This is a genomic window from Colwellia sp. Bg11-28 (assembly GCF_002836245.1).
Classification (GTDB): domain Bacteria; phylum Pseudomonadota; class Gammaproteobacteria; order Enterobacterales; family Alteromonadaceae; genus Colwellia; species Colwellia psychrerythraea_A.
Genome location: NZ_PJBA01000006.1, coordinates 60,262 through 78,899, shown reverse-complemented (window position 1 = coordinate 78,899; position 18,638 = coordinate 60,262). Strand labels below are relative to the sequence as shown.

The following is an 18,638-nucleotide window of genomic DNA, read 5'->3' as shown; positions in this document are numbered from 1 at the left end:
CATGCTTATTGCCAAAGGTTAACTATGCTGCTGCAACTTAACATTCAAAATTTTGCCATTGTCCGTTCATTAGATATTGATTGGCAATCAGGTATGACGACAATTACCGGTGAGACTGGCGCGGGAAAATCAATTGCTATTGATGCACTGGGCTTATGTTTAGGTGATAGAGCAACCACTAATGTGGTTAGACCAAACTGCAAAAAGGCTGATTTAGCCGCCACATTTGAAATAAAGAAAAATAAAATGGCGCGCGCTTGGCTAAAACAACATGAACTCGTTTCTGAGCATGATAGCGAATGTATTCTTCGCCGTGTTATCTCCGCTGAAGGCCGCTCAAAATCATATATCAATGGCAGCCAAGTGCCTTTAGTGCAATTAAAAGAAATTGGACAGCTGTTAATTAATATCCATGGTCAACATGATCACCAGCTTATCGTTAAAGCGAATCAACAATGTCGTTTACTGGATAATTATGCCAACCACTCACCTTTGTTAAGTGCAGTAAAACATTATGCCCAGCAGTGGAATAAGCTTAATAAAGAATTAGAGATGCTGCAGCAAAGCAAACAACAGCGTGAAGCTGAACAGCAACTCATTCAATATCAAGTCACTGAACTCGATGAGTTTTCATTACAGCCTGATGAGTTTTCAACACTAGAAAAAGATTATAAACGCCATAGTAATGCGCAAGATTTATTGGACTCAACGCTAAGCACATTACAAAGCTTATCAGAAAATGATAATTTTAATATCTTAGATGCACTTAGAGAATGTAGCGAAAATATCAATTCAATCGCACGCGTTGATAATCAATTAACTGATGTAGCCACTATATTATCAGATACCTTAATTCAATTAGATGAAGCAAATAACGATTTAACGCACTATTATCAGCAATTAGAACTAGACCCTCAAAATTATGCGATCATTGAAGAGCGTTACTCTACCGCAGTGCAGTTGGCCAAAAAACACCAACTGTCACCAGAAAATCTAGTTAACTTCCATAGTGAATTAAAACAACAGCTCGCTTCAATATCTAATGATGAAACCCGCATTGATACTATTATTGAAGAATTAGAGCAGACTAGAATTCATTATAATGAAAGCGCTGAACTGTTATCAGCATCAAGAGAAAAATCAGGTAAAAGCCTGAGTAAACTGATCAGTAAAAGTATGCAAGAACTGAACATGCCCCACGGACAATTTTTTATTGCCGTTGATAATAATAAAAAACAAGAAAATGGCAAAGAAACTATCAATACCAATGGTAGTGATACTATTAGCTTTCAAGTTAGCATTAACCCAGGGCAAGCGCTTGAAGCTATGCATAAGGTTGCCTCCGGTGGTGAACTATCTCGTATCAGTTTAGCTATGCAGGTTATTTTGGCCGATAAAGTGATCACGCCAACACTAATATTTGATGAAGTTGATGTCGGTATAAGTGGCCCCACAGCGGCTATGGTAGGTAAAAAGTTAAAGCAGCTATCTAAAAATACTCAAGTAATTTGTGTTACCCATTTACCCCAAGTGGCATGTAAGGGACATCAACAACTCTTTGTGAGCAAATTGACTGATGGCGAACTCACTGAAACTAAAGTAAGTGAACTAAGTGAATCAAATCGGGTCAAAGAAATTGCTCGTTTGCTTGCAGGAGATAAAATATCTCAACACAGTTTAGCAAATGCGCAAGAGCTATTAGCCAGCTAAGCTCATTTACACACACCGTTTTAGTAAAAAGGGATCCGATAACAGGTGAACTACCTACTTTCATTGTCGTGATGCAAATAGAGTTTTTTTAACTGATGTAATAAATAGCTTTGAATCCGTGCTGGGCTTGGGTATTATCCCTGCTCACACTTTTAGCCTGTTTTTTTGAGCTACTTAAAGGTAAATAGATTTTATGTATTTTCGCGTTGCCATTGTTATTACTGCCCTAACCTTATCAGCCTGTTCTAGTTGGGTTTTTCGTTACGATGTTCCCCAAGGTAATTACCTTGAACAAAAGAGCATTGATAAATTACAAGTAGGTATGACCAAGGAACAGGTTAAATTTATTTTGGGTAGCCCTGTTGTTGTAGATGCTTTCAATAATGATACTTGGAATTATGTCTACAAGTTGAAGTCTGGCCGAAGCAAAGATTTCGACATGAAAAAGCAATTTATTATTAACTTTTCTAATGACAAGTTAGTCTCAGCTTCAGGAGACTTTGAGTTATCTGATATATTTAATACCCCTTTCAATACTCCTTTAGTGGAAACCGAACCTGCTAACAACACTGAGCTCAATGAAGAAGCAAATACTGTTGTTAAAAGTAAGACTATTAACGGTAAATAGATAAAAAACAGTTAATGAGCTCTTTACCTTGGTAAAACTTAGATATAAAAAAACGGCATAAATGCCGTTTTTTTATATCTATAACACACTAAATATTTGTAGAGCTATTTATTGGCGTCAACTCTCAAAGGGTTTACACGACCACCTGTTGTTTTATCAGCTCGCCCTTCTAATTTCGCTTTTTCCGCTCGACGCTTTCTAACATCCTTAGGATCAGCTATCAATGGACGATAGACTTCAATTCTATCGAGATCGTTAACGACTTCAGATAGTTTTACTGCTCTATTCCAAACACCTACTTTGTTAACTTTAAGGTCAATTTCAGGAAATAAAGCGATAACGCCCGAATCCAGAATGGCTTGCTCTACAGTAGAACCTTCTGCAACCAATAAGGTTAATATTTTTTGTTTGTGTGGAACACCATAAACAACTTCTATGGTTACCCTGTCATTGTTCACTGAATCATCAAGACTACTTAACTCGCTGTTTTCGAAAGTCATAATTACACATTAACTCCGTAAATTTCTTTTGCTCGCTGGGTAAAAACTTGCACTAAGCTATTACTAAAATGGCCAAATACTTTACCAAAAGCCAAAGAAACGAGTTTATTAGAAAACTCATACTCTAACTCTAAACTAACCTTGCAAGCCTCGTCTGATAAAGGCGTGAGTAACCAATAACCTTCAAGTTTTTTAAAAGGGCCATCAACAAGTGACAAATGAATTTTTTCATTAGATATCAAAGTGTTTTTAGTTGTAAACCACTTACTTAACCCACCTTTAGAGACAAGTAACGCTGCTGTTACTGACTGCTCATCTTGGTCTATAACCTTACTGTCATTACAATCTGGTAAGAACTTAGGATAGGCTGGGATATCGTTTATTAACTGGTACATCTGATCAACACTGTACATAACTAAAGCACTACGACTTATGGTTGGCATTACTACTCCGCATGTTGCCCCCATTCAATGCCCGACATGATAGCAAAACCTCACAAAAAGCGCACCATTCCATAAATTTTCATCCTAAATAGGATTTTCTCATGCAAAAGAAATTTATTCTCAGTATAATCACCGCGTTTGCTGCTTATTGCGGCAAAGGAATGGATGATAAAGATGGCTAAGAAAAAATCAAAAAGCTCTAACAGTAATACTATCGCTTTAAATAAAAAAGCGAGGCACAACTATAGCTTAACGGACAAGTTTGAAGGCGGAATGAGCTTACAAGGTTGGGAAATTAAGAGTATTAGAAGTGGCAAAGTAAATATTTCTGACTGTTACGTACATATTAAAGACCGTGAAGCTTACTTATTAGGAGCTGAAATATCTCCTCTGAATGCTGCTTCTAGTCATGTTGTATGTGATCCAAACCGTGATAGAAAATTATTACTTAACCGTAGAGAGCTAGATAAAATCATTGCTGCTGTTGAACGTGACGGTTACTCTTTGATTGCAACGGCTATGTACTGGAAAGCCTGTTGGGTGAAACTCGAGTTTTACTTGGGTAAAGGTAAGAAAGATCACGATAAACGTTCCGATATTAAAGACAGAGAATGGGCTGTTGATAAAGGACGTTTAATGAAGAATAAAAACTTAGATCGATAATTTGTTAGGCTGTTTGTTAGGTAAGTGGTTAAAAAATACCACGTTGTCTATTTAACTTAAGCGTTGTATAATGCGATCCATAGGTATATCGAACCTATAACTGTAAAAATAATAGAAAATGTAGAAATGTTAAACTTTGGGGCGGATCTAGGATTCGACAAGATTCATGAAACTCAAGGTGCATGCCCAGGGGCGGTTTGCCTGGTAAAAAGCCGCAAAACTATAATTGCTAACGACGATACGTTCGCACTAGCCGCTTAGGCTAGCCATCGCCTTGAAATCTCTCCTATTGGTTAGAGGATCGATGGTCACCCCAAATAGGATAGCGAGGGAAGCACGCTTGAGGCTGAACCGCGAAATAGTATCAAGCTCACCATGACGAAGCCTGTCGCTTGGCGTCTAATTGGTTAAATAAATGAGCGACTAAGCATGTAGTACCGAGAACGTAGGCTTTTTGGACGGGGGTTCGATTCCCCCCCGCTCCACCAAAGAAAACCCTTATAAATCAACTAGTTATAATGGTTCGTTTTATCAAGTACCCATTTAGTACCCTAGCGTAATGAGTACAGATAAAAAAAAGAAAAATAAAAGGATGCTTCGGCATTCTTTTTTATTGTCTGAAATATGCCGTACAGGCCTTTATTTTAAAAGGTTTTGATTGGAGTTATCTAAAGGGTAAAGCAAAGAATACCCATAAAACACCCCTGATTTAAGACTATTCGAGCTCTAAAAATAAAAAATCCAACACTTGTGTTGGATTTTTGTTTGTTAGCTATTTATTCATTAACAGAGCTAACTTAAGCAGGCACTATGTTAACTTATTGAGTAACCTTGCTTATTCCGAGCTGAGATGAATTAAACATTCAACATAATATGTTGGTGTACTCGAACAATAATATCATCACTTTCTTTTTTCCAATTTACTTCATCAGAAAATGCTCTTACTGCCGTAATAGCTTGATTGACGAACTTGCCATAATTATGGTGAGTTTCATCACTTTTATCAGCAAAAAATACAAAGCGTAAGGTATCAACTAACCGATCAGCTTCCCAATGCACACAAAAACGTCTTTCAGCATTGTTTGGATTAACTCCTATCGATATTAGCTCACCGGCAACGTTTGTTGTCTCATCTTCATCATAACGAACAAAGGGTGATACACCGTTAGCTATCATCGCAGCTTGGTTAATTTGATTGGCATTACAGGAGTTATTAAAAGCACTTTCAATTTTTTGATAAAGCTTGCTAAATGGTTCATCCGACAAATAATCAATGTCTGCGCCTTTTAATAGACGACGTGCCATAGGTATACTCGCAACTACATAAGTTATAGAAGTATGATCTTTGGAAATACTCTGGTTTTGACTTTCATACCTGTCAGCTATTTCTCTAAAGGTATGACTAATAGAGTTAGTCTCGCCTTTTTCTTTGGCAAAAACATCAAAGGTTAAATGTTGGTGATCTCGCAGCTTAATTTCATTTTCAGCTAAACCAATTTTTTTCGAGATATCTTTTATTGCTTGATAAACTTTAGAATGGAATTTACCTGAATTTACTCTTAACTCTTGTCCTGTGGCTAAGAAAAGTATTTTAATTTTTCTAGCGCGTACAGCGCCATCAAAATACCCCTTAAAAGTACTATTATGCTCAGGGCAGTAAAAGAAAAATGACTGTTGTTCTGTATGTAAAACTTGTTGTTCACCACTATAACGAACCCTAACTAAACGGTTATTGGCAACAAAGTTTACGTGTGAAAGTCCATGTTCCTCGACGATATCAAAAACTTTATAAGACAAGGATTGATAAAATTTTTGATAGGGTTTTTCTGACGTTTTATCAATACCACCGCAGACTAAGTCTATTAAATTATCCGTTAGTGGGATCTCAGCTAAAATATACTGATTATCACGAGAGTTACTTGATACATATACTCGCTCACCTGATCTATGTTTTTTTAAAATTGATGAAGTTCGTCTCATATTCCCTTTTTAACCTTATAGTAAATTAAGTATCTAAATTAATATTGTTACCTTTTATAGCATACAAAACGAAAGATTTCGTACTATCTACAAGTAATTTTAGATATATCATATTTTCATAATCAGAAATTCTAGACACAAAGCCTCCAAAAAAGCCACAGTGACATAACCTTTAATAAAAGTAATTTGATCACATGTATAAAAAAGACAAGAGATAAAGTAATACAAGAAGAAGTGCACTCGCTGCGCTCGTTAAGTGCAGTTTGTTTTTTTCTTAACGCTTCGCTAAAAAAGAACAAACCTAAAACTGACAAATCGCTGTAAGTCTTGGCACTTAAAGCCTACAGAAGCACTCCGAAAAAATTTACCCCCGTATTACTAAACGTGAGTAATATTTCCTTCTTCAACTATAAAAACAAAAGCTGACACGTTAAAAAACAAAACGAAGTAATAGCCAACGTTGAAAGTGATAAGCCACATCGTCATACATCGGTCGTTTATATGCCTAGTTGCTTCACTCCATTTAACGTCACAATGTAGGCTAAACTTGACCAACAAAGTGACATAAACAAGACGGTCACTGCGCGCTTATGCTTGGTAGTGCCTAGGCGTACAGCAATTAAAATTCCGAGAGGAAGACCGATCAAAATTGGCGTCAAAGCCAACCCCAAAAGAGCAGACTTATCTGGAAATATCATGGTAGCAATTAGGGAGGCCGCAATAACTAAAAGCTCCTTCTTTTATAAAGAGCCCAATTTTGGTTAACGCTTGTTATTCTTTCAACTTCTTGTTGAAAGTATGAAGTGGGATCTAATTACATGCATAAATTAAGTATTTGAGGTGTTCTTATGTGTTCTATCCGTTTGCTAATATTATTACTTCGTTGAGTCGCTAACTGAATAATAGCCTCTGCGACATCATGTGCTTTTACCGGTTTAAAATCAGCCAACACACCAATCATTAAAGGATTTACCATATTCAAAACACCTTGAAGTACTTTCTCATCTTTTCTTGTTTCTTCACGAGAGCCGACTAATGAGCCAGGGTGCATAAATGTGATTTTTTCAAACTCAAGTTGTTGTAACTCTGCCTCCATTTCACCTTTGCAACGAAGGTAGTGCGAACGAGAGCTAACAGAGGCACCTAAACAAGAGACAACAATGATATGTTTCACCCCGAACGAGTACATGTCTTTGGCGACTTTAACCACTAAATCGACATCAATCACTCTAAGTTTTTCTTTGCTTCCTGCTTTTTTCAAAGTTGTTCCTAATGTGATCACACCGATAATTGGCGAGTTAGTTACATCACCTTCAGAGAGTATTGATAAATCAGGACTCAACCATTGAGTCAGCTTGCTATGGGCTATTGTTATAGGGCGACGTGAAAGACAGTAGATATGCTCAACACTATCATTGGCTAGTGCTATCTCTACAGCTGATTTACCAATAAGCCCAGTCGCGCCAGCTAGTACGATTGATAAACGGTTAGGCATAATATCCCTTAAATAAATAGTTATTTGCTTAAATTCCCTAAAAGAACAATAACACTACATCCAAAATAAATCAGTCAGTCTAGTTATGCATTGTGATCATTTGTAACCCTGAAGGATCTTGAATGCATTAGCTAATCATTGATTAATGAACTTTATGAGGGTTGGGATATCATTTAATCCCGAAGAATAAGCGGGAGTTTTTATTCCTTTTTCACAAACGATTAAGAACGAATAAAATTATGTTCAGAGCATCCTCCTCTTCGCCTACAGCTTAAAAAACTAGCTCAGTACTTCCCTTTTAAAGCGCTTCAGTTTGATATAATCGATACCCTTGTTATTTATAAGCACTCAAGCAGTACACTATTTTTAATTGTCGGGTTATAATCAGTCCTTAATTTATAATTTGTTAACAAGGTTTCCTCGGCAATGGAAAAACGTTTTATTACTGCGCAAGAATTATTAGAAGATTCTTTTCGTGTAGCCGCTAAAGTATTTGAAGATGGCTTTCGCCCTCAGTTTATTGTAGGTATTTGGCGTGGCGGTGCACCAATTGGTATCGCTGTTCAAGAGTATTTCGATTTCAAAAAAATAGAAACGGATCACATTGCTGTTCGTACTTCATCTTATTACGGCATTAACCAGCAAAGTAAAGAGATCAAAGTTCACGGCCTACATTACATTATTGAAAATGCTAATTCAGGCGATGGTTTATTAATCGTTGATGATGTTTTTGATTCTGGTCGCAGTATTGATGCCTTAATTAAACAGTTAAAGCAAAACATGCGTAACAATATGCCACTCGATGTTCGTGTTGCTTGCCCTTGGTATAAGCCTCAAAACTCAAGAGTTGATTTTGCTCCTGACTACTACATTCATACTTCTGATGAATGGTTAGTTTTCCCGCATGAATTATCAGGGTTAACACCTGATGAAATCATCAATGGTAAAAAAGATTTAGCCAATATTCAGGATTTATTAGTTTAACGGCGACTTATCTAGCTCCAAATAAATGATTAAAAGCATGTCTTGATGGCATGCTTTTTTTTGACCTATAAAAGTTCCCCCCTTCAACAACCACTTTCTTTCAATACATTCTTATCACTTTATTTTCTGCAATCGTGTTGCTTTATTCGCTCTTTATCATCGAAAATGATAAAAAATCGCAAGAGAACCTTTTTCAGACTTCCCTCATTATCACTCAGTCAATTGATGATGAACAAAAATAAATACAATTAAAACTTGATCTATATCAATATAAGTTTAAACTTTCAGAAATTACTGAAACTTCAGAACACTATTATGATACTTACTTCAAAAATTGAATCCTTTGTAATGCATTGTGGCGAAATGGGCAGCCGTTGGGGCTTTAACCGTACTGTCGGTCAAATGTATGGCTTGCTTATTATTCATCAAGAGCCATTAACCGCTGTAGATATTTCTGAAGCACTTAATATATCTCGCGGCAATGTCAGCATGGGAATCAAAGAACTGCAATCATGGCGTTTAGTGCAAGTTCAGCATAAGCCTAAAGATAGAAAAGAGTATTACTCTCCAGCAGGTACAATTTGGGAGATGGCTACCCGAGTATTTGAAGAACGTCGTAAACGCGAAATTGACCCTACCCTTTCACTCTTACGCGATAATTTATTGGATGAGCCCGCCAATCAAAAAGAAGTGTACGCACAAGAGAAGATGCATGAAATTCATGACTTACTAGAGACCGTCACCCATTGGGCTGGTGAGTTACAAAGCATGAGTCCAGAGAAGCTTAATACCCTGATGAAATTAGGTGCTGGGGTAAGTAAAGTCATCAACCTTAAAGACAAATTAATTAATAAAAGTTAAGTGTCCGCTTAACTTTATTGTCACCATTCAAAGAACATTTTCAATTTACAGCCCAATACTTATAAACATATAAGTGGTGGGCTAATGGAGTCCGTTATGCTTGAAACGCTAATGCTGTCACGCATTCAGTTTGCCGCCAATATAAGTTTTCATATTCTCTTTCCAACAATCACCATAGCGTTAAGTTGGTTTCTATTTTTTTTCAAATTACGTTTTGTTCAAACTGGTGAGCCGGTTTGGATGCGCGCCTATCGATTTTGGGTAAAAATATTCGCCATCACTTTTGCCATTGGTGTCGTTACTGGCATTACTATGTCGTTCCAGTTTGGTACTAACTGGCCTAAATTCATGGAAACGGTTGGGAATATTGCTGGCCCGTTATTAGGTTATGAAGTATTAACCGCATTTTTCCTCGAAGCTGGTTTTCTCGGTATTATGTTATTTGGTATGAATAGGGTTTCAGCAAGAGTACACACTTTAGCGACCCTTATTGTTGCCATAGGGACAACCTTGTCTGCCTTTTGGATTTTGGCCCTTAACTCTTGGATGCAAACCCCTCAAGGTCATGAAATGCGCGATGGTGTTGCTTTTCCTGTCGATTGGTTGGCTATTATTTTTAACCCATCATTTCCTTATCGATTATCGCATATGGTTGTTGCATCAGGCTTAACTGCAGCCTTTCTAGTCGCCGGCATCAGTGCTTATAGATTACTTAAAGGTGACGATAAACAAGCGCCAAAACTGACACTAAAAATAGCTTTAACAGTGGCAATGTTTTTAACGCCCCTACAAATTTTTATTGGTGATATGCACGGGTTAAATACACTTGAGCATCAGCCACAAAAAATTGCAGCGATGGAAGGCGTGTGGCATACCGAAAAAGGGGCTCCGCTATTACTTTTCGCTATTCCAGATGAACAGGAAAAAACTAATCATTTCGAGCTAGCAATACCCAACATGGCAAGTTTCATTTTAACCCATGATCTTCAAGGAGAAATTAAAGGCTTAAATGAGTTTGAAGGTAATCACCCACCGGTGGCACCACTATTTTATGCCTTTCGAGTTATGGTTGGTGTTGGCATGTTAATGCTAATAATTTCGTGGGCGGGTCGCATACAACTTTGGCGGAATAAACCTTTGCCACGGTGGTTATTAAAAGTTTTAGTGGCCATGAGTTTCTCGGGATGGTTAGCGACGTTAGCTGGCTGGTATGTAACCGAAATAGGAAGACAGCCTTGGCTAGTGACGGGAATTTTAACAGTGAAAGATGCCGCCACCGATATAGCACCAGGTAATGTTGCTTTATCACTCTCCCTATATCTCATTTTATATGTGGTGTTAATGACCGCTTATTTACACACACTATTTACCATGGCAAATCGTGCGGTTGAAATTGAAGAAATAACAGATGACGAAAAAGTTAAACCTGTGATTATCTCAATGACAGCAAAGGAGAATAATTATGTTTGAAGCTAATTCACTGGCGGTAATTTTTGTTTCACTGATGGGATTTTCTATCTTGTTATACGCCATTTTAGATGGTTATGACTTAGGGGTTGGTATACTGCTGCCACTAACACAAAAAGATGATAGCGATACTATGATCGCCTCAATAGGGCCTTTTTGGGATGCTAACGAAACTTGGCTAGTACTAGCAATTGGTTTGTTATTAATTGCTTTTCCTGCAGCCCATAGTCATATATTTAAAGAACTCTATTTACCAACCGCGGTTTTATTAATTAGCTTAGTATTGCGCGGCGTGGCATTTGATTTTAGAGCTAAGGCGGCATTTAGCCACAAACCTACCTGGAACAAAGTATTTAAGGTGGGCTCATTACTTGCTGCCATGAGCCAAGGTTATATGCTTGGTATGTATGTGATGGGCTTTGAAGACACACTAGCTGCTTATGTTTTTAGTTTACTGAGTGCTTTTGGTGTCGCTGCAGCATATGCTTATATTGGTGCCTGTTGGTTAATCATGAAAACAGAGGGCGCGTTACAAGTTCAAGCAGTTAACTGGGCCAAAAGGACTGGGATTCTATGTTTTATTGGCGTAGTAGCGGTTTCTGCAGTAAACCCATTAATTAACCCTGATGTCTACGCGAAATGGTTTGCTTGGCCCACAACCTTATATATTTTACCTTTGCCAATACTGTGCTTTGCCTTATTTGTTTATAGTCAACAGCAGCTAAAACTCTTACCAGCTCAAAATGATAAAGGTTGCTGGCGACCGTTTGTTGCCGCTGTCATTATTTTTGCCTTATGCTTTTTTGGCTTAGCTTTTAGCTTCTTCCCTTACATTGTGCCGGGTAAGTTAACCATTTGGCAATCTGCAGCAGCGCCCGAGTCACTAAGCTTTATTCTTTGGGGAGCAATCATAGTAGTCCCTGTGATCATCAGTTATACCGTATTTTCATATCGTGTATTTTGGGGAAAGGTGCAGGAGTTGAGATATCATTAAGTCACGATTAAAAATGACGTTCATTGAGCAGCTGTTCTGACAGCGTATCTCTGGTAGTGACTGTAGTATAAGAGAATGGCTAGCAAGAGAGGGGTAAGATTACCTAAATAGCTAAGTAATTGAGAGCAAAAATACTTTTGAACAATAGGTACAACCAAGCAAATAAAATTACTTGGTTGTACGCTCAACGACTATTAATGCTTACGTCACGTTAGCTTAATTTAAACTGAGCAACTAACGCTTTCAAGTTAACATTGGCATTGGCTAATTCTATCGTTTGATCAAGACTATTATTACCATTTACCACGAGTTCATTTGCCATATCACTAATCGCCGTCATATTTCGGGCTATTTCATCAGAGACACAACTTTGCTCTTCCGCCGCCGTAGCAATTTGTAGATTTAAATCGTTTATTTGGCTTACTGATTCATTAATTGAGCCTAAATCACCCGCAACCACTTCTGTTGATTTAGCAACCTCTAAACATGTGGACTTAGTTGAACCCATGGTCGAAATGGCAGAACTAGAGCCTTCTCGCAATTGTAAAAGAGTATGCTCAATTTCTGTTGTACTGTCTTGAGTCTTAGCAGCAAGAGCCCTAACTTCATCAGCCACCACAGCAAACCCTCTGCCATATTCACCCGCTCGAGCGGCTTCAATGGCTGCATTTAACGCTAATAAATTTGTTTGATCAGCAATATCTCCTATGACTTTCAATACATTATTGATATCAGAGGTATTTCGTTCAATTTCTGAAATGCTATTGGCCGTATTTTCAACTTCGTTAACTAACCTTGCGACTATTGCTGTGGCTTCTCCAACCGATTCTTTAGATTTCAATGCCTGAGTATTGGTTGTTTGCGTAAACGCTGCTGTATCATTACTATTTTGAGCAACATCTTTTGCGGTAACACTCATCTCTTCGATTGCGGAAACGATTTGATCTGTTTCAATCATGTGTGCATTGAGAATGGTGCCATTTGAATCAACTTCATCTCTAAGTTTTTTTATACTAACGTCAATTTCTGTACTCGATTGCGAAACATCAAGCATTAGTCGTTGTAGTTTTTCAATAAATAAATTTATATTTTCAGAAATAAGACCTAGGTCATCATTATTCTTCACAGGTAAGCGAGACGTTAAGTCACCATTACCTTTAGACAAGTCATGAACCATTTCTTTAAGCAATAAAATAGGTCGGTACAGCGCTTGTAAAACCAGTAGCAGTACTGCAATTCCAATAATAATCATTACAATAGAAGAGATCACGGCTTGATTAAGCGCGGTGTCTAAAGAAGCATAAGCAACCGATTTATCAATACCAACGAACAAGTACCATTTTTTACCATTAACCAGCTCTATTGATTTAGTAAAGGCAATTTTATCAACACCATTCAAGGTGTAGTCTTTCATCATTTCATCTTGTGACAGCATTTCTCTTTCAAGCTCTGCCATGCCGGCATTACGAAAAGGTGTTCCCACGACCACAATCTTAGAAGTCGAAGCCAGTACATTTCCTTCTTCATCAGTAATAACTGATATCGCACCCGGCTGGTTAATGCCTTTGACAGTATCACCTAAAATAGTAAGTTCAATATCTGCTAAAGCGACACCATCATTCATCACTTTAATAATTGAAACAACATCATTCCCTGTAGTTGCATCAGGGTAAACTGCTGTTATATCCAATACATTACTGACTTTAGCTTGACTGTACCAAGGACGCTTTGTTGGGTCATATAATTCGGGTTTTGCAACACCATCAACCCACGCATCACCAACCGATGTTGAATATGCTCTACCATCATCAAAACCAATATATATTGCAGTAACATCACCTGCAGTTTGCGCTAATTTAGCAATACCAACAAAATTATCTTGATAAGAGCCATTAACATAATTATTAGCCAATTCATCAATTAATTTAGCTTTAGACTGAAACCATGTTTCAACTTTATCGGCTTCATAACGAATCATGCCTTGGGATGTTTCATTCACGTTTTCAACCGTATTATTTCGAATTTCATTATAAGACATCCAATTGGAGACTAATAAACAAAAGACGATTAAGCCACTCATTGAGACAATCAGAGCACTTCTAAATCCAAGCATTTTTTTCATATTATAACTCTCGATTAATTTTTTTTATAAACGACATTCAGGTTTAGGACAACGCAAAATAATTTAGTCCTGAATGTACTTTTTCCATACGGGTTGCAATTTTCCATTTTTGTTCAGTGTTGCAAGCTCTTTTGTAAATAGTTCAATGACACAGTTTGATGTATCTTTGTGAAAGACGAAGTTAACATCTGAATCATCTTTTAGTAAATGAAGAGACGTAATAGTGCTTTTTTCAACGCCTAATTTTTTTAGTTGGTAATATGTGACATCTTCTGAATAGGCAATGGCATCTACACGCTTACGTAGTAACATTTCCAACATACTGATAGCAGATATTGTTTCAACCTGCTTCGCAGGGTTATTTTGAATATTTAGTAGTTTTTGACCGATATCTCCTCTTACAACAGCAATAGTTAATTCATCAAAAGTTTTGTTTTTCAAGGTGTCAATATTTGACGTTAAAGCCAAAACAGATATTTTTGTAGTGATAGGTAGAGGCACAAGTTGAAACTTATTTGCTCGCTCTGGTGTTGTCACCATAGAAAAAGCACCATAATCAGAATAACGTTCCATATACATTATCAACCTAGCCCAGGGTAAAACAATGATATTATTACCTCTTTTTTTTATGCTAAGTTCATTGTAGATCATAGCTAAAATTTCAGGTACAGCTCCCACTAAACGACCTGATTCATCAAGATAGTTATAGGGAGGATAATCTTCTGTTACCCAATGAAGTTTAGATAAAAATAACTTACTTTTACTTTCTGTACACGCAAAGGTTGATGAAGCGAATAATAATAGTATTAAACCAGTTAAAAATTTTATCATTTAAAATTGCCTGAGTGTAATACCAGTCGGACGTCTTTATTGATCCATTCGGTATAAGTTATTTGTAGGCTCATTAAGTGCCCTAACCAAACAATCAATTGTCATTTTTAATTTGCTTCCTTTGCTTTATAAAAACATCCTAGTATACGAGGTAAAAACAATTGAATTGATATTTCAAAAATTAAGTATAGTCAAAGATTACCTATAGTTAAGTATAATTTCATCTCTATTCTCTTACTGGCCATCAGTGCTGTATTATTTGCTATGAAGCTTGAGAAGTTAACGAATATTATAGGTGCTTAAAACTTGATTGGTTTAACAGGTATGATGAGAAAAATTGACAGGATTAAACGATGAATATCGTTCAATCCTGTTTAGAACTTGAATTAAGATAGGCTAACTGTGGACGTTATCTTATATCACTAACTTCAGCCTCTAAAATAGCGCTGCTCAACAAATGGCATTTTTTGAATTAGCATTGGTAGTTTTTTACCACGAACTTCGGCAAAAATTTCCGTATCTAATACTGCATATTGAGTTTGAACATAACCCATGGCAATAGGAGAGCCTTTAGTTGGCCCTGCTGTACCACTAGTTACTACGCCAATTTCGTCGCCTTGGGCATTGAATAACTTGATGCCTTCTCGTACAGGGGCTTTTCCTAAACCAACCATACCGATGCGTTTACGCGCAACGTCTTTTGTTGCGATTTGATCAAGAATGATATCTGCGCCTGGGAAACCACCAGCACGTGCACCATCAGTGCGTCTTATCTTGCTAATTGCCCATAACAAACTTGCTTCTACTGGCGTTGTTGTTTGGTCAATATCATGGCCATATAAACATAAACCTGACTCTAAACGAAGAGAATCACGTGCACCTAAACCAATCCACTCAATTTCTTCCTCAGCTAACATTAAGCGAGTAATACGCTCTGCATGTTCACCAGGAATTGAGATTTCAAAACCATCTTCACCGGTATAACCAGCTCGGCCGATAATACATTGAGCGCCAGCGAAATCTACCACACGAGAATCCATGAATACCATATCAGCAGACTCAGGTAATAAGCGTTTTAATACTTCACCCGCTTTTGGTCCCTGTAAAGCCAATAAAGCGCGGCCTTCTAGTATTTCTATTTCTACATCTGCAGGTAGGTGTTTTTGCATGTGCGCAATATCTTGCGCTTTACAGGCGGCATTGACGACAACAAATAAATGGTCACCAAAGTTGCTCACCATTAAATCATCAAGCAAACCACCTTGATCATTGGTAAATAGTGCATAACGCTGTTTACCCTGAGGTAAATCGATAATATCAACCGGCACTAATGTTTCTAATGCGGCGGCAGCATTTTTTCCAACTAGTTTTAATTGCCCCATATGAGAGACATCGAACAACCCTGCTTGAGCACGTGTATGTAAATGCTCTTTCTTAACGCCCATTTCGTACTGTACCGGCATATCATAACCAGCAAATGGTACCATTTTACCACCAGCTTCAATATGAAGGTCATAACATGGAGTTTTGAGCAGTTCTTGATTTGATTCAGTCATAAGATCTCCGTAAACCGCCCATAAAGGGCGGTCCAAAGTATAGTTTGAAATAGCAGGTAATTAGTCTACTTGTTTTGTCATTTCAGCAGGAGCTTTGCCGCCGCTAACAAAATATTCGCGGGTTAATTTAATCACTATCGGACTTAGTAATACTAGTGCGATTAAGTTAGGAATTGCCATTAACGCGTTCATTGTATCAGCAAGTAACCAGATGAATTCTAATGAACCAATAGCGCCAACAGGTACTACTAAAATCCAAAGAATACGGAAAGGCATAATCGCTTTAACACCAAAGAAGTACTGTACACATTTCTCACCGTATACACTCCAACCTAGGATAGTTGTAAATGCAAAAACAGTAAGAGCAATAGCTACAATGTAGTTACCATATGGGATCGCTGTGGCGAAAGCATTGGATGTTAATTCAGCACCCGTTGAACCAGATGTCCACTCACCAGAAACTACAATAGCTAAACCAGTAATTGAACAAACAACTAATGTATCAATGAACGTACCTAACATGCCAACAAGGCCTTGAGCTACAGGGTTATTAGTTTTAGCCGCGGCATGAGCGATAGGAGCACTACCTAGACCAGCTTCATTTGAGAATACACCACGAGCCACACCGAAACGAATAGCAGCCCAAACAGCAGCACCGGCGAATCCACCTTCAGCAGCAGTTTCTGTAAATGCACTTTCAAAAATTAGAGCGATAGCAGCAGGAAGTTCAGCGGCATGTACCATCAACACAACAATACCACAACTGATGTAGAAGATTGCCATTAGAGGAACAAGTTTACCAGCAACATCACCAATACGTTTAATACCACCCATAAGCACTAAACCTACAAGTACCATTAAGATAATACCGGTAGCAACAGGCGGAACACCAAAGCTACTTTCAAGTGCATTGGCAACTGAGTTTGATTGTACTGTGTTACCAATACCAAAAGCGGCGATAGAACCGAAGAGTGCGAATGCACCACCTAACCAACCCCATCTGCTTGATAAACCATTTTTGATGTAGTACATCGGACCACCAATGTGGTTTCCGTTAGCATCTACTTCACGATAGCGTACAGCAAGTACCGCTTCAGCGAATTTAGTTGCCATACCTACTAAGGCAGTACACCACATCCAAAATAGAGCACCTGGGCCACCTAGGAATATTGCAGTTGCAACACCTGCGATATTACCAGTACCGATAGTTGCAGATAGTGAGGTCATTAATGCATTAAAAGGGCTTATTTCACCTTTTGCACTTTTATCTTCATCTGGGATACGGCCAGTCCAAAGTAATCTAAAGCCTGTACCTAACTTAAGGATTGGCATAAATCGTAAACCGACCATTAAGAATAAACCAACACCAAGTATCATAACTAGCATTGGGACGCCCCAAACCAAGCTATTGAGACTGGAAATTAAACCCGTTAAAAATTCCATAATAATTTCTCTCTGTTGTAATATTTTGTTTATATTTATGTATCAACCTAGTGTTGATTTTATTATTTAGTAAATAATCGAAGACTTTCAAAGAAGATGAACAAAAGTTTCCAATAGGAAACAAGCTAGCTAAAAACATGAGGAATTGCAAGTTTTAAATTGGAATAGTTGAGCTTTATTTTTTGTAATTATAGTGATTACAAAATAAAACACTTGTTCTAAAAAAAGCATTAATAACTTTGAATACAAGGTATTACGAGATGTGTCTTTGTGGGGTTCAATTGACTTTAGCAGAGACTAAAGACAATTGACTTAATCTGGCGGGCAAGAGTTATTCTGCAGTAATCCACAATATCAGTGCATCCTCTTTGCTAGTAGATATGACTAGATGTCCCATGGTCGCATCGTAATAGGCGCTATCTCCCACCACTAAGGCTGCAGGCTCATAAAACTCGGTCAATAGCTGAACTTCACCTTCTAAAACCAGCAGGAATTCTTCACCTTCATGACGAACCCACTCTCCGAAGTGTTCAAAGTTTCTCGCATGCACCCTACTCTTGTAGGGCATCATCTTCTTGTTTCTAAGCTGTGTAGACAACAGCTCGTGCTCATAAGTTAACGTGGCATGAGGTCTGCCTTGTCCGCCTAAAGTTACGTCTCGTCTACCAGTAACTTTCGTTTCTTTGGGTTTGGTAAATAGCTGAGGTAATTCAATATTAAGCCCTGAAGCCAACTTTTGCATGACACTAAAGGTTGGTGAAATTTGCTCATTTTCAATCTTAGACAAGGTAGAGCGCGCCAATCCCGTACGCTTGCTTGCTTCTTCAAGCGTCAATTTGTTTTCAGTACGAATAGCTTTAAGCTGCACGCCTATAGTAGCTTTCTCTACTACTCGCTTATTGTTCTCATGGTCTCCAATAGTCATTGAAGGATACTTATCAACCTTATCTTGCTCGCTCAT

General features: G+C 37.8%; 16 protein-coding genes and 1 other RNA gene. 8 read left to right on the top strand and 9 right to left on the bottom strand.

What is annotated here, in order from left to right:
• The first annotated feature begins 24 nt into the window (after window positions 1-24).
• Window positions 25-1,710, top strand: coding sequence for a DNA repair protein RecN (recN, locus tag CXF79_RS07335; RefSeq protein ID WP_101154511.1), 1,686 nt, complete (start codon window positions 25-27; stop codon window positions 1,708-1,710).
• Between the two features lie 193 nt (window positions 1,711-1,903).
• Entirely contained in the window at window positions 1,904-2,338 is a 435-nt protein-coding gene (locus CXF79_RS07330; protein WP_101154510.1) for an outer membrane protein assembly factor BamE, read from the top strand.
• Between the two features lie 104 nt (window positions 2,339-2,442).
• Here CXF79_RS07330 and CXF79_RS07325 read toward each other — a convergent pair whose 3' ends face one another.
• Window positions 2,443-2,838 (bottom strand): RnfH family protein, encoded by a 396-nt coding sequence (locus CXF79_RS07325; protein WP_101154509.1) that lies wholly within the window; start codon window positions 2,836-2,838, stop codon window positions 2,443-2,445.
• 2 nt (window positions 2,839-2,840) lie between these two features.
• On the bottom strand, window positions 2,841-3,281 hold the full coding sequence (locus CXF79_RS07320) for an SRPBCC family protein (RefSeq protein ID WP_011044577.1): 441 nt from the start codon (window positions 3,279-3,281) through the stop codon (window positions 2,841-2,843).
• Between the two features lie 174 nt (window positions 3,282-3,455).
• On the opposite strand from CXF79_RS07320, the gene smpB reads away from it, so the two are divergent.
• The gene (gene smpB / locus CXF79_RS07315; RefSeq protein WP_011044578.1) at window positions 3,456-3,944 is read left to right on the top strand and encodes an SsrA-binding protein SmpB; all 489 of its coding nucleotides are present in this window, start codon (window positions 3,456-3,458) and stop codon (window positions 3,942-3,944) included.
• A gap of 138 nt (window positions 3,945-4,082) precedes the next feature.
• Window positions 4,083-4,432: a transfer-messenger RNA gene (gene ssrA / locus CXF79_RS07310) on the top strand.
• A gap of 367 nt (window positions 4,433-4,799) precedes the next feature.
• Here the strand turns inward: ssrA and CXF79_RS07305 are convergent.
• Window positions 4,800-5,924, bottom strand: coding sequence for a DUF3083 family protein (locus CXF79_RS07305; protein ID WP_101154508.1), 1,125 nt, complete (start codon window positions 5,922-5,924; stop codon window positions 4,800-4,802).
• Between the two features lie 814 nt (window positions 5,925-6,738).
• Window positions 6,739-7,419 (bottom strand): NAD(P)H-binding protein, encoded by a 681-nt coding sequence (locus tag CXF79_RS07295; protein ID WP_101154506.1) that lies wholly within the window; start codon window positions 7,417-7,419, stop codon window positions 6,739-6,741.
• Window positions 7,420-7,845: 426 nt separating this feature from the next.
• Here CXF79_RS07295 and CXF79_RS07290 point away from each other — a divergent pair, with 426 nt between their 5' ends.
• The 4 genes from CXF79_RS07290 (at window position 7,846) to cydB (ending at window position 11,725) form a co-directional block, all read left to right on the top strand.
• Window positions 7,846-8,403: a phosphoribosyltransferase gene (locus tag CXF79_RS07290; protein ID WP_011044582.1), complete on the top strand. Its 558-nt coding sequence runs from the start codon at window positions 7,846-7,848 to the stop codon at window positions 8,401-8,403.
• A 315-nt stretch (window positions 8,404-8,718) separates the two neighbouring features.
• The gene (locus CXF79_RS07285; protein WP_011044584.1) at window positions 8,719-9,264 is read left to right on the top strand and encodes a GbsR/MarR family transcriptional regulator; all 546 of its coding nucleotides are present in this window, start codon (window positions 8,719-8,721) and stop codon (window positions 9,262-9,264) included.
• Between the two features lie 96 nt (window positions 9,265-9,360).
• Window positions 9,361-10,734 carry a cytochrome ubiquinol oxidase subunit I gene (locus CXF79_RS07280; protein ID WP_011044585.1) on the top strand — a complete coding sequence of 458 codons (1,374 nt, stop codon included), beginning with the start codon at window positions 9,361-9,363 and terminating at the stop codon, window positions 10,732-10,734.
• Window positions 10,727-11,725, top strand: a complete 999-nt coding sequence (cydB, locus tag CXF79_RS07275) for a cytochrome d ubiquinol oxidase subunit II (protein ID WP_011044586.1) — start codon at window positions 10,727-10,729, stop codon at window positions 11,723-11,725. The genes CXF79_RS07280 and cydB overlap by 8 nt, the downstream gene beginning before the upstream one ends.
• A gap of 211 nt (window positions 11,726-11,936) precedes the next feature.
• On the opposite strand, the gene CXF79_RS07270 is transcribed toward cydB, so the two are convergent.
• The 5 genes from CXF79_RS07270 to CXF79_RS07250 form a co-directional block, all read right to left on the bottom strand.
• The gene (locus tag CXF79_RS07270) at window positions 11,937-13,847 is read right to left on the bottom strand and encodes a methyl-accepting chemotaxis protein (protein WP_101154505.1); all 1,911 of its coding nucleotides are present in this window, start codon (window positions 13,845-13,847) and stop codon (window positions 11,937-11,939) included.
• Between the two features lie 63 nt (window positions 13,848-13,910).
• Window positions 13,911-14,678, bottom strand: coding sequence for a substrate-binding periplasmic protein (locus tag CXF79_RS07265; RefSeq protein ID WP_101154504.1), 768 nt, complete (start codon window positions 14,676-14,678; stop codon window positions 13,911-13,913).
• 428 nt (window positions 14,679-15,106) lie between these two features.
• The gene (gene gcvT, locus CXF79_RS07260; protein ID WP_011044589.1) at window positions 15,107-16,234 is read right to left on the bottom strand and encodes a glycine cleavage system aminomethyltransferase GcvT; all 1,128 of its coding nucleotides are present in this window, start codon (window positions 16,232-16,234) and stop codon (window positions 15,107-15,109) included.
• A gap of 60 nt (window positions 16,235-16,294) precedes the next feature.
• Window positions 16,295-17,677 carry an alanine/glycine:cation symporter family protein gene (locus CXF79_RS07255; RefSeq protein WP_101154503.1) on the bottom strand — a complete coding sequence of 461 codons (1,383 nt, stop codon included), beginning with the start codon at window positions 17,675-17,677 and terminating at the stop codon, window positions 16,295-16,297.
• Window positions 17,678-18,008: 331 nt separating this feature from the next.
• On the bottom strand, window positions 18,009-18,638 hold the full coding sequence (locus CXF79_RS07250) for a helix-turn-helix domain-containing protein (protein WP_011044591.1): 630 nt from the start codon (window positions 18,636-18,638) through the stop codon (window positions 18,009-18,011).